This is a genomic window from Falsiroseomonas sp. (assembly GCF_030695085.1).
Taxonomy (GTDB): Bacteria; Pseudomonadota; Alphaproteobacteria; order Acetobacterales; family Acetobacteraceae; genus Falsiroseomonas.
Genome location: NZ_JAUYTS010000235.1, coordinates 11,694 through 23,358 on the forward strand (window position 1 = coordinate 11,694; position 11,665 = coordinate 23,358).

At 73.1% G+C, this 11,665-nt stretch carries 11 protein-coding genes; 4 read left to right on the plus strand and 7 right to left on the minus strand.

Features of this window, described 5'->3' with window-relative positions; all coding sequences use genetic code 11:
• Window positions 1-8: 8 nt before the first annotated feature.
• Both Q8S40_RS24555 and Q8S40_RS24560 read left to right on the plus strand, forming a co-directional pair.
• Window positions 9-1,202, plus strand: coding sequence for a multidrug effflux MFS transporter (locus tag Q8S40_RS24555; RefSeq protein ID WP_305672512.1), 1,194 nt, complete (start codon window positions 9-11; stop codon window positions 1,200-1,202).
• 19 nt (window positions 1,203-1,221) lie between these two features.
• A complete protein-coding gene (locus tag Q8S40_RS24560; RefSeq protein ID WP_304813219.1) occupies window positions 1,222-1,431 on the plus strand; it encodes a hypothetical protein in 210 nt (69 codons plus the stop codon).
• A gap of 19 nt (window positions 1,432-1,450) precedes the next feature.
• Here the strand turns inward: Q8S40_RS24560 and Q8S40_RS24565 are convergent, their stop codons facing one another.
• The 7 genes from Q8S40_RS24565 to Q8S40_RS24595 are packed head-to-tail and all read right to left on the minus strand — an operon-like array spanning window position 1,451 to window position 10,061.
• Window positions 1,451-2,029: an invasion associated locus B family protein gene (locus Q8S40_RS24565; protein ID WP_305672513.1), complete on the minus strand. Its 579-nt coding sequence runs from the start codon at window positions 2,027-2,029 to the stop codon at window positions 1,451-1,453.
• A 3-nt stretch (window positions 2,030-2,032) separates the two neighbouring features.
• Window positions 2,033-2,761 carry a hypothetical protein gene (locus Q8S40_RS24570; protein ID WP_305672514.1) on the minus strand — a complete coding sequence of 243 codons (729 nt, stop codon included), beginning with the start codon at window positions 2,759-2,761 and terminating at the stop codon, window positions 2,033-2,035.
• Between the two features lie 41 nt (window positions 2,762-2,802).
• Window positions 2,803-3,168, minus strand: a complete 366-nt coding sequence (locus tag Q8S40_RS24575) for a hypothetical protein (protein ID WP_305672515.1) — start codon at window positions 3,166-3,168, stop codon at window positions 2,803-2,805.
• Window positions 3,169-3,220: 52 nt separating this feature from the next.
• A complete protein-coding gene (locus Q8S40_RS24580; RefSeq protein ID WP_305672516.1) occupies window positions 3,221-5,383 on the minus strand; it encodes a hypothetical protein in 2,163 nt (720 codons plus the stop codon).
• Between the two features lie 3 nt (window positions 5,384-5,386).
• Window positions 5,387-8,149, minus strand: coding sequence for a DUF4159 domain-containing protein (locus Q8S40_RS24585; RefSeq protein ID WP_305672517.1), 2,763 nt, complete (start codon window positions 8,147-8,149; stop codon window positions 5,387-5,389).
• Window positions 8,150-8,176: 27 nt separating this feature from the next.
• Window positions 8,177-9,037 (minus strand): DUF58 domain-containing protein, encoded by an 861-nt coding sequence (locus tag Q8S40_RS24590; RefSeq protein WP_305672518.1) that lies wholly within the window; start codon window positions 9,035-9,037, stop codon window positions 8,177-8,179.
• Window positions 9,030-10,061, minus strand: a complete 1,032-nt coding sequence (locus tag Q8S40_RS24595; protein WP_370690803.1) for an AAA family ATPase — start codon at window positions 10,059-10,061, stop codon at window positions 9,030-9,032. Before Q8S40_RS24595 ends, Q8S40_RS24590 begins: the two co-directional genes overlap by 8 nt.
• A 293-nt stretch (window positions 10,062-10,354) precedes the next feature.
• Here Q8S40_RS24595 and Q8S40_RS24600 point away from each other — a divergent pair, with 293 nt between their 5' ends.
• Together Q8S40_RS24600 and Q8S40_RS24605 are read left to right on the plus strand one after the other, a co-directional pair.
• On the plus strand, window positions 10,355-10,987 hold the full coding sequence (locus Q8S40_RS24600; protein WP_304813229.1) for a DUF1285 domain-containing protein: 633 nt from the start codon (window positions 10,355-10,357) through the stop codon (window positions 10,985-10,987).
• Window positions 10,984-11,610, plus strand: a complete 627-nt coding sequence (locus tag Q8S40_RS24605) for a CoA pyrophosphatase (RefSeq protein WP_305672519.1) — start codon at window positions 10,984-10,986, stop codon at window positions 11,608-11,610. The genes Q8S40_RS24600 and Q8S40_RS24605 overlap by 4 nt, the downstream gene beginning before the upstream one ends.
• Window positions 11,611-11,665 lie beyond the last annotated feature (55 nt).

The window sequence follows — 11,665 nt, forward strand, 5'->3', positions numbered from 1 at the left end:
CCCGCCTTGTGAACCCTCCCCATCCGGCCACCCCCCCTCGCCCGCCGATCTGGCTGCTGGTCGCGATCATTGGCATCGGCCCCTTCACCATGCAGGTGCTGGTGCCGTCCCTGCCGGCGATGGGGCGCGACCTTGGCGCCAGCACGGCGACGGTGCAGCTCACCGTCACGCTGTATCTGCTGGGCGTCGGCGCCGGGCAGCTGATCTATGGCCCGCTATCGGACCGCTTCGGCCGCCGCCCGCTGCTGATGGGCGGTCTGGCACTGTATGCGGTGGCGAGCCTGGCCGCGGCACTGGCACCCGGAATTGGGGAGCTGCTGGTGGCGCGCGTCGCCCAGGCGGTCGGTGCCTGCGCCGGGGTGGTGCTGGTGCGCGCCGTGATCCGCGATGTCTGGTCGCGGGACGAGGCGGCGAGCGTGCTCGGCTACGTCACCATGGGCATGACCATCGCACCGATGATCGCGCCCATCCTCGGCAGCCTGCTGGAACAGAGCTTCGGCTGGCGGGCCAGCATGGTGGCCTGCCTCGGCTTCGGCCTGCCGCTGGCGCTGGTCGCCTGGCTGCGGCTGGAGGAGACGCTGCCGGCGCCACAGCCGCTGCCCGGGCTGGGTGCCATTTTCCGCGCCTATCGCAGCCTGTGGGCGATACCGGCCTTCCGCGCCTATACGGCGCTGACCGCCTGCGCCACCGGCATCTTCTTCGCCTTCCTCGGCGGTGCGCCCTATGTGGTGGTGCAGGGCATGGGCTACTCGCCGGTGCAGTTCGCCCTGGCCTTCGCCGCCATCTCCATCTTCTTCGCGGCCGGCAACTGGCTGGCGGGGCGGCTTTCGCGCAAGCTCGGCATTCTGCGGATGCTGGGCGTCGGCACCATGATCACCACGCTCGGCGCGGTGGGGGCGGCGATCGCCATGATCGTGCTGCCGCCGCATATCCTGGTATTCTTCGTGCCGATGGCGGTGGTCGCGGTGGGCAATGGCATGACCCAGCCCAACGCCATCGCCGGCGCCCTCAGCGCCAAGCCGCAGCTGGCCGGCACCGCCTCCGCCCTGGTCGGCGCCTTGCAGATGGGCTTCGGTGCGCTGATGACCTTCGTGGTCGGGCTGGTGGAGTTCGGCAGCGGGATCGGCACCTCCGTCACCATGGCGGCAACCGGCGTGGCCTGCCTGATGGCGCTGCGCGGGGCGCGCCGGGCGGGCGGCTGAAACAGGACAGGAGGCGGCGATGGGCGACAGCTACATGCGGGAACAGGCCGAGGCGCTGGCGCAGCATCTGCGGCTGACGGACGGCAAATCCGGCTATGTCGAGGCCACGGCGGATGGCTTCCAGGTTTTCCTGCGCCGCAAATGGCCCGGCAAGCAACTGGCGAGCTGGGACGGCCTGCCGGTCGAATGGATCGAGAATCTCGGCACCCACAAGACCCGCGGCCGCTGAGCGCCCGCCAGGTCGCATGTCAGGGGGCGGCGGCCTCCGCGGTGAGCATCGCCGCCACCGCCTCGCCGAAGCCTTCCAGCGGGATCGGCACCGCCAGTGTCTGCCGCTGCGCCGCGGCGACGAAGCTCAGCCGCAGGGTGGTCGCGGCCCGCAGCGTCGCCAGCACCTCATCCGTCACCACCGTCGCGGCGTAGATTCCGGCCGCATCGCTGCTCTGGAAGGCCAGCCGCTGGGGTGGCGCCTCATCCGTCTGCCAGGCGATGCCGCCCTGCAGCCAGGTGCCGTGCGGCAGTTGGAAAATCAGCGCCAGGGACCGCGACTCGCGCTGCCGCGTCAGCAGGATCTGCGCGAGCGGCGTGTTCTGCGGCCGCAGCAGCACGGTGGTGGAAACCCGGCAACTGCGCGGCACCTCCGCCGTCGCCTCGACGCAGGCCATCGCCCAGCTCGGCACCGCCTCCGCCGAGGCCGCGCTCGCGGCGGGCTCGAAGGGTGGTGCGGGTGGCGGGGGCAGGGGCAGCGGCGTCGGTGCGCCGCGCTGCGCCAGGGCAGGAGAGGCCAGCAGGAGCCCGAGCAGCAGAACCGCAGCTGCCCGCGCCACCGGTCAGGGCCGCAGGCGGCGGGTGGTGCTGGTTGCGGCCGCCGGCGGCGTTGCCCCGGCCGGGCGGCCGGCATCGAAGCCGAGGAAACCGATATCGGGCTGCGCCGCGCCGCCATTGCCGGCCCAGAGCCGCGCCCCCACCGGCAGCGCCCCCGCCGGCTGCGCCGCCAGTGCGGGCGGCGTGTTCATCGGCGCGCGCACCGTGGCACCAGGCGGCGGCGCCGCGCCCAGGCGGGCGGCAATGGCCTCGGCCGGGGAAGGCTGGCCCGGCACGGAAGGCGGCGGCGGGGCGGACATGCGGGTGCGGTCGCGGGCGGAGAGCAGGTAGAAGGCAATCTCGTTGCGCCCCTGGTCCACCGCGGCATCCAGCGGCGACAGGCCCAGCGCGTTGCGCGATTCGATATTCGCCCCGCGCGCCACTGCGTCGCGCGCCGCGGGCAGGTCGCCGCGGGCCACGGCATCGAACAGCGCCTCATTCGGGGAAAGCCCGGCCGCCTGCGGATCCGCCGGGATCGGTGCCGGGGCGCTGCGCGCCGCCAGGCCGGGCAAGGCCGGGGCCGCGGCGCCGGGCGCCCGCTGCGTATCGGCCGGCCGGATCATGCCTTGCGCCAGCGCCGGGGGCGTCTGGGGGGCCAGGATCAGGGGGGCCATCAGCGTGGCCAGCAGGGAAAGGCGAAGGGGTGCGCGCATGGTGGTGAAACTAGGCAGTTTCAGGCCCGCGAGGAAGGGCATGCGTCCCCCCTCGCCCGCTTTTACGCAGCCGGCCACCTGAATCAGCCGCAGCCCTGGCCGCGATAGCTGAATGTCTCCACCCGCGAATCGCGCAGCGTGAAGGTCAGCTCGCAGCCCACCTCGGCAATGGCGGGCGGGGCGGGCCAATACCCGTAGCGCGGCCCCCAGGGGCCGAAGGCCGGGCCGTACAGCGCCGGCGGCTGCGCCACGGCCACGGCGCGGCGCTGTTCGAATTGCAGGAAGCGCCGCCCCTCCGCCTCATGCACCCGCACCGGCACGCCGAGGGCGGCGACCAGATCGGCCTCCCCCCGCCCGACGAAGGTGGACAGGCGCTGGTCCAGCGTGGGGCCCTGGGCGCAGCCAAGCAGCAGCGCGGGGGCCAGGAGAAGGGCGGGCAGCATTCGCATCCGCCGCATATGGGGCGCCCGGGGCTGCCGGCCAATCAGGACGCTGCGAGGCTCAGCGCCCCTCCCGCCGCCAGGCGAGCAAGGCGAGGCCCAGCACCAGGGGCAGCGCCAGCCAGGGCGGCAGCAGCGGCAGGGCGGTGATGCCGGTCACGCTGTGGTCGCCATTGCGGCGCAGCCCGATCCAGCCCGCCCCGGTGCCCCCCTGGGCATCGCGGCCGATCGCCACCCGGCGCAACTCCGGCACCAGCGGCGCCGCGCCGGTGCCGAGCCAGCGCGTGGCCCCGCCCGTGGCGGCGACCAGGGCTGCCAGCGGCGTGGCATCGGCGCGCAGATCGGCGACCTCCATCGGGTTCGGCGCCTCGGCGGCGGCGAAGGCGGTGCGGCGGCCATCGCCGGCCTGCCAGACGCCGGCCTGCATCGCCGGACGCTCCACCACCGAACGCCCGGCACCGCGCAACTCCGCCGCGTGGCGGGTGATGGTGCCGTCGGGGGCGGTGACGGTGATCTCGGGCGCGGCGGCTGGCTCCAGGCTGCGGCGGGTCACGGTCAGCGTACCGTGGTCGATCCGCGCCGTCAGATCCTCCTCCTCCAGCTCCGGCTCCTTCATCGTCCAATGGGCGATGCGGCGCAGCAATTCGCCCTGCGGGCCGCCGCCATCATGGCCGCGCGACCACAGCCAGATGTGGTCCGACAGCACCAGCGCCACGCGGCCCTCCCCCACCCGGTCCAGCACCATCAGCGGGGTATCGCCCGGCCCCTGCATCACGGTGCTGCCGGCCCGCGCATCCGCGCGCAGCGCGCGGTACCAGCGGCCCCAGGTGGCTTCCGCCAGATTGGCGCCCTCGGGGGTGAAGCTGTTCGCGCCCGGCAGATTCTCCGTCACCGGATGCCGCGCGCCCAGCTCCGTCACGAAGGGCCGGAACGGCTGTTCCAGCAGCGAGGCCTGCGCCGCGCCCGGCCCCACCTGCGGCCGCGCCGGCAGGATCTGGCCGAGCGGCGTGGCGGCCAGGCTGGTCGGCCCGGCGAATTCCGGCCCGACGGACAGCAGCAGCGCGCCGCCGCCGCGCACGTAATCGGCGATGTTGCGCAGATAGACCGGCGGCAGCAGGCCCCGGTTGCCGAAGCGGTCGAAGACGATCAGGTCGAATTCGCGCAGCTTCACCTGGAACAGCTCACGCACCGGAAAGGCGATCAGCGCCAATTCGTGCAGCGGGGTCAGGTCGTCCTTCTCCGGCGGGCGGAGGATGGTGAAATGGACCAGATCGACATTCGGATCCGCCTTCAGCAGCCGCCGCCAGGTGCGCTGTCCCGCATGCGGCTCCCCACTCACGAGCAGCACCCGCAGCCTATCCCGCACGCCATTGATGGAGACCACGGTGCGGTTGTTCAGGTCGGAGACCTCGCCGGGGCGGGTTTCCGCCGTCAGCTCCACCACGGTCTGGCCACCGCGTTCGATCGGCACGGAAATCCGGTGCTCGCGCCCCACCGGCACGGATTCCACGCGCGGTGGCTGGCCATCGCGGCGGATGGTCAGCCGCGCCGCCCCACTCGCATCCGGCCGCGCGCCCAGATCCTCCACCACCACGCGGAGCTCCACCGGGCGGCCGACGATGCCGAAGCCCGGCGCCTCGATCACGCGGATGCGGCGATCCACCTCTCCGGGCTGGCCGGGCAGGATCTGGTGGAAAGGCGCGTCCAGCGTCGGGGCGGGGGGCACGTCATGCACCTGGCCATCGGTGAGGGCCATCACGCCAGCCAGGCGGGCGCGGGGGATATCGGCCAAGGCGCGTTCCATGGCGCTGAACAGCCGCGTGCCCTGGTTGCCGCCCTCCGGCACCTCCACCGTACGGAGTTCGAGGTCCGGCAGGCGGCGGGCGCGGGCCTCGATCTCGTCGCGGGCGGCGGTGATCTGTTCCGGCCGGGCGCTGAGCCCTGCGCTGGCGCTGCGGTCCACCAGCAGTAGCGCGATATCCGGCCGCATCTGCCGGGTTTCCTCCACCAGCCTGGGATTGGCCAGTGCCAGCAGCAGCGCGGCGAAGGCCAGCGCCCGCAGGAAGGCGCCGCGCGCCGGCTGCCAGCGCCGCGCGCCATTCGCATCCCGCGTCAGCCGCAGCAGGGCGGGCAGCAGCGCCAGCAACGCCAGCCCGGCCAGGCCGGCGAGCAGCCAGAGCGGGATGACCGGGGCGAAATCGATGCCGGCAAGGGCCTGATTCATGGACTAATTCCCCAGCCTTTCCAGGATGGCCGGCACATGCACCTGGTCGCCCTTGTAGTTGCCGGTCAGCGCGTACATCACGAGGTTGGTGCCGAAGCGATAGGCCAGGATGCGCTGCCGGTTGCCGCCCGGAATCGCCGCATAGGGGTTGTTGCCCCGCGCATCGATCGCCCAGGCGGAGGCCCAGTCATGCCCGCCGATGATGACCGGGCTGACGCTGTCATTCGCCCGGTCCTGGTCGCGTGCCACCCAGACGGTGCCGCCGGCGAAGCGGCCGGGCAGGTCCGCCAGCAGGTAGAAGGCGCGCTTCAGCACGTGGTCCTCCGGCACCGGGGCCAGCGGCGGCACGGTCAGGTCCCGCGTCAGCCGGCGCAGCGCGGCGCCAGCGCCCGGTGAAAAGCCGGCGCCCGAGCCCTCGTCCCGCGTGTCGAACAGGATGATGCCGCCGTTGCGCATGAAGCCGTTCAGCGCCGCCACGCCCGCTGCATCCGGCTGCACCGAATCGCCGGTCACCGGCCAGTACAGCAGCGGGAAGAAGGACAGGTCATCCCGCCCCGGCACCACGGAGGCAGGTTCGGCCAGCGCCGCCGCGGTGCGGCGATTGACGAAATCGGACAGGCCGAGAAGCCCGGCGCGGCTGATCTCATCCACCTGCGGATCACCCGTGACGACATAGGCCAGCCGCGTCGCCAGCGCCGGATCGCCGCGTTGCTGCGCCTGGGCCTGGGCCTGGGCCTGGGCCTGAGCCTGGGCCGGCCCCGCCAGCAGGCCGAGCGCCAGCAGCACCCCCGCCACCGCCCTTCCGGGCCGGGCCAGCACGCCCCGCAGCCCGAGCGAAACCAGCAGATCCACCACCAGCAGCAGCATCGCCGCCGCCAGCAGCCAGGGGCCGAGGTCGCGTTCCGCCGGCACGCCGCCGATCGCCCGCATCGTGGTCCCGGCAGGTGGCGCGGCAGCCAGCCGCGGCGCCGGCACGCCCGCGCCGAGATTCAGCGCCCGCCGATGCGCGCCATCGCCGCTGGTGCCGGTGCCGTACCAGCCCGGCGGATGCCGCGGCGACGGCGCCTCATTCTCCACCCGCGCGGCCGGGATCGGCTGCGCGCCCGGCGAGGGCGGGCCGAGCTGGCCGAAACCGTCCAGGGTCTCCATCGGTGCCAAGGGTGCCTCCCCATCCGCGCCGCCGATGCCGGCGGACAGCGCCACCAGCCGGCGCAGCATGTCCACGAAAAGGCCCGAAAGCGGCAGCGACGACCATTCGGCATTGGCCGTGACATGGAACATCACGATCCGCCCGGCGCCGCGACTGTCCCAGGTGACCAGCGGCGTGCCATCCGCCAGCCGCGCCCAGGTGTGCCCGGACAGACGGGCCGAGGGTTCGGCCAGCACCTGGCGCTCCACCGTCACCTCCGGCGTCGGCTCCAGCCCCTGGAAGGGCGAGCCATCCGGGAAGGGAGCCAGCGCCTGCGGCCGGTCCCAGGACAGCGCGCCACCCAGTTGCCGTTCCCCGGCGCGCAGCGGCACCGGCAGCAGCCCGTCCGGATTCTCCGCCAGCCGCGGCCCGGCGAAGCGCACCAGCGTGCCGCCGGCCTCGATCCAGGCGGTCAGCTCATCACGTTCGCGCCCCGCCTCCACCGGGCGGTCGGCCAGCACCAGCACGGAAAGCCGCCGCGCCAGCAATTCCGGCACGCTGCCGCGGCGCAGCTCGGCATGGGGGGCCAGGGCGCGGTCCAGGTAGAACAGCTCCCCGATCAGCGGCACATCGGCCGCCGTCGCCTCGCCGCCCGCGATCAGCCCGACCGGGCGGCGCCGGAAGCGTTCATCGAGCAGTACCGTGCCATTGGCCCCGGCGATGCCCTCCAGATCCAGCCGCACCACCTGGTTGCGAATCTCCAGCGGCAGCGGCAGCGCCGCCTCCGCCCGGGTGGCGCCGGCCAGCACGGTGATCTCGGCGCGCGCCAGGGTGCGGCCATCGCCGGTGCGGGCCAGCACGGCCGCCTGGCTCGGCACCGGCAGCGGCGTGGTCAGCAGGGTGAGGGCCAGCTGGTCGGCCTCGGCGCGCGGCGGCGGCAGCAGGCGCGTCGGGCGGCCCTCGCTGCGCGCCACAACCAGCGCGCCGCCCTCGGCCAAGGCGGCGGCGAGCGGGGTGAAGGCATCGCCCTCCGCCGCATGTTCGATGCCGTCCGCCACATACAGCGCGGTGAAACGCGCGCCCTGCTGCGCCCGCCATTCGGCCAGCGCGGCCAGGGCGCCGGCCCGATCCGGCGCCCAGGGCTTCGGGCGCAGCGCCACCAGCCGTCCGCGCAGTTCTTCCGCCGGCATCAGCGCGGTGATCCGCGGCGTCTCCGCCAGGGCGGGCGGCGCGGTCAGCAGCAGGGCGGTGCGGCGGCCCTCGCGGGCGGCGGCGTCCAGCTCCGCCTCGGCGGCGGCCATGCGGTCCGGCCAATCGGCGGCGGCGGCCCAGCCATCATCCACCACCACCAGCAGCGGCCCCTGCCCGCCGCCACCCGCCACCGGCCCCCAGATCGGCCGTGCCAGCCCGAAGATCATCAGCGCCGCCGCCGCCAGCCGCAGCGCCAGCAGCCACCACGGCGTGCGGGCCGGGGTTTCCTCCGGCGCCGGCATCTCCTGCAACAGGCGCAGCGCGGGGAAGTCCTGGCGTTTCGGGGCCGGCGGGGTGACGCGCAGCAGCCACCACAGTACCGGCAGGGCCGGCAGGGCGAGCAGCAGCCACGGGGCGGCGAAGGTGATCGGGCCCAGGCTCAACATGGTCCGAGGCTCAGCATCCTGGTGTCCTCATGCTGGTGCGAGACGCTGGTGCAAGGCGAGCAGGGCGGCTTCCGGCGGCTGGTCCGTGCGGTGCGTCGCCATGGTCCAGCCCGCGGCGGAGGCCAGGGCGGCCAGGCCCTGCCGGTGGCGGGCCACACGTTCCGCATAGACCTCGCGCACCGATTCCACGCGCGGCACCAGCGTGCCGGGGGCGCCGGGCAGCACCGATTCGAAGCGGATACGCCCGGCATAGGGCAGGGTTTCCTCCGCCGGGTCGATCACCTGCAGGAGATGGCCGCGCACCCCCTGGCCGGCGAGGCGGGAGATCAACCGGCGGGTGTCTTCCAGCGGGTCCCAGAAATCCCCCAGCAGAACCGCCCGCGCATGCCGCGCCAGCCGCGCATCCTCCGGCTTCGGCGCCATGCTGCTCAGGCCATCGGCAATCTGCGGCAGCGCGCCGCGGCCGGCATAGGGGCGGGGCAGGCCGAACAGCCGCACCCGTTCGCCGCCGCGCAGCAGTAGCGCCGCCAGCGCCAGCAGCAGCAGATCGGCGCGGTCCGCCTTGGTCGGCAATTCGCGGCCGCTGCGCCAGGCCATGCCGGGATCGGCGGCGCGCCACAGCGCCACGGTCTGTGCCGATTCCCATTCGGTCTCACGGATGAACAGCCGGTCCGACTTGCCGGATTGCCGCCAATCGATGCGGCTGGCCTGGTCGCCCGCGACATAGGGCCGGAATTGCCAGAACGCCTCCCCGGGGCCGGAGCGGCGGCGGCCATGCACGCCGGGCATCACCGTCGCCGCCACACGCTCCGCCTGCACCAGCAGCGGCGGCAGCCGGGCGCCGAGCTGCTCGGCCCAGGGAACACTGAGGCGCGCCGGGCTAACCAAGCTGCGCCTTCAGCACGTCCAGAACCTCGCCCAGATGCACGCCATCGGCGCGCGCGGCAAAGTTCAGCGCCATGCGGTGGCGCAGCACCGGCTCCACCAGCGCGTGAACATCCTCGAGGCTAGGCGAAAGCCGGCCTTCGAGCACCGCCCGCGCCCGGGTTGCCAGCATCAGCGCCTGCGCCGCGCGGGGACCGGGGCCATAGGCCAGGTGGCGCCGCACCGCCTCGATCTCCGTGGTTTCGGGCCGGGCGCTGCGAACCAGGCGGAGGATCGCCTCCAGCACCTGCTCGCCCACCGGCAGGCGGCGGATCAGCAATTGCGCGGCGGCGAGTTCCGCCCCCGTCATCGCCGGCACCGCCTTCGCCTCCTTCGCGCCGGTCGTCGCCAGCAGCATGGCGCGCTCCGCGGCGAGGTCGGGGTAGGTGACGTCGATCTCCAGCAGGAAGCGGTCGAGCTGGGCTTCGGGCAGCGGGTAGGTGCCCTCCTGCTCGATCGGGTTCTGCGTCGCCAGCACATGGAAGGGCGCCGGCAGGGCGTGCACCTCCCCGGCGATGGCCACCTTCTGCTCCTGCATCGCCTGCAGCAGCGCGGATTGGGTGCGCGGGCTGGCGCGGTTGATCTCGTCCGCCATCAGCAACTGGCAGAAAACCGGCCCCTTGATGAAGCGGAAGGACCGCTTGCCATGCACATCCTCCTCCAGCACCTCGCTGCCCAGGATGTCCGACGGCATGAGATCCGGCGTGAACTGCACCCGGCGGGCATCGAGGCCGAGCACCGTGCCCAGCGTCTCCACCAGCTTGGTCTTGCCGAGACCCGGCACGCCGACCAGCAGCAGATGGCCGCCGGAGAGCAGGGTGATAAGCGTGCGCTCCACCACCTGTTCCTGGCCAAAGATGACACGGCCGACACCTTCGCGCACTCGCGCCAGCCGCGAGGCCAGGAAATCGGCCTCCTTCAGCAGAGATTCCGCCTCCGCGCTGTCCGCCACTTCCACCATGCGGGTCAGGCTCCCTATATGCGTCAGGTCCGATATGGGTCGAGTATCCACTCCACCCATCCCGGATGCCACATCGCAGTGCATCAATCGCGAGATCGGTGACACGCGGGGCGGCGGAGAAGGAACCGGGGCGGATCGGTCGTCGGCCCAGGGGCCGCGGCGTGTGCCCACGGTCACAGGTGCGGAATTTATCGATGAGCGAAGCACGAGCCGAAGGGATGGGTAACGGTGCGATGCAGGGTCACCCCCCCGCGCGCCCGGCCCGATCCACGAAAGACGGGGCCGAGAAACAGGCTTCGGCCAAGCCGGGCGCCGGCCGCATGCCGGCGCTCAGGACCGAATGTGGCGACTTCTCCATGCGGATCGCGCGTGACGGAAGCTGGTTCTACAAAGGCAGCATCATCGGCCGGAAGGAGCTGGTCTGCCTTTTCGCCTCCGTCCTGAAGCGGGAGGAAGACGGCAGTTTCTGGCTGGAAACCCCGGTGGAACGCGGCCGGATCGAGGTGGAGGACGCCCCCTTCGTCGCCGTCGAGATGTGGTGGCGCAGCTGCGCCGACCCCTTCGTGCCCGCCGGCGTTCCCGCCGCCGAACCGCGCCAGTGCCTGACCTTCCGCACCAACCTCGATGAGATGGTCACCGCCGATCAGGACCACCCGATCCGCGTCACCATCGACCCCCGCACGCGGGAGCCGCGCCCCTACATCACCGTCCGCCCGGGGCTTGAGGCCCGCATCAACCGCGCCGTCTTCTACGAACTGGTGGCGCTGGCGGAGCAGGAGGAGGTGGATGGCCGCGCCAAGCTCGGCGTCTGGTCGCAGGGCGTGTTCTTCCCGATCGACGACGTGCCGGTGCTGGCCGTGGAGCCTCCGCCCGCCCGCCGCGGCCGTGGCGCCCCGGTTCGCAATGGGGCCCGCAACGGGGATCGCACTGCCGGGGTTCCGGCGGCCGAGTGACCTTGCTGCTACCCTTCCGCACGCTGCCTTCGCGTCAGGACATCGCCGCGCGGCTGTCCGACCCCGCCTTCCTGTCCCGCGCCGGTGCCACCGCCTTCGACGATTCGGAAGACCCGCCGGAGCGCCCCGGCGGCCCGGTGCCGGCCGCCGTGCTGGTGCCGATCATCTGGCATGAGACCGGCCCGGGCGTGTTGCTGACCCTGCGCTCCGCCCGGCTTTCGGCCCATGCCGGCCAGGTCGCCTTCCCGGGCGGTCGCATCGAGCCCGGCGAGACCGCGGAACAGGCGGCGCTGCGCGAAGCGGCGGAGGAGGTGGGGCTCGACCCGCGCCTGCCGGTGATCGCCGCCACTTTGCCCGATCACATGACCGGCACCGGCTACCGCGTGACGCCCGTTGTCGCCTTCCTGGACCCGCCGGTGGTGTTCACGCCCGATCCCTCCGAAGTGCAGACGGTGTTCGAATTGCCGCTGGCGCTGCTCTTCGACGCCACCGCGCCAACCCGCCGCCGCACCGAATGGCGCGGGCGGATGCGGGATTACTGGGTCTGGCCGCATGCGGAACATCTGGTCTGGGGCGCCACCGCCACCATCCTGGTGAACCTGTCCCGGGTGCTGCGCGGCTGATTCGGGTGGGTCCGCCGGGCATGATAATGCTCTAGGGAGAAGATCCTCCTCGTTT

Bases quoted from the DNA above. Each gene is read 5' to 3' on its own strand.
- Q8S40_RS24570 (WP_305672514.1), bottom strand. From the start codon at position 2,761: ATGCCCTTCCTCGCGGGCCTGAAACTGCCTAGTTTCACCACCATGCGC.
- Q8S40_RS24560 (WP_304813219.1), top strand. From the start codon at position 1,222: ATGGGCGACAGCTACATGCGGGAACAGGCCGAGGCGCTGGCGCAGCAT.
- Q8S40_RS24575 (WP_305672515.1), bottom strand. From the start codon at position 3,168: ATGCGAATGCTGCCCGCCCTTCTCCTGGCCCCCGCGCTGCTGCTTGGC.
- Q8S40_RS24585 (WP_305672517.1), bottom strand. From the start codon at position 8,149: ATGTTGAGCCTGGGCCCGATCACCTTCGCCGCCCCGTGGCTGCTGCTC.
- Q8S40_RS24580 (WP_305672516.1), bottom strand. From the start codon at position 5,383: ATGAATCAGGCCCTTGCCGGCATCGATTTCGCCCCGGTCATCCCGCTC.
- Q8S40_RS24600 (WP_304813229.1), top strand. From the start codon at position 10,355: ATGCCGGCGCTCAGGACCGAATGTGGCGACTTCTCCATGCGGATCGCG.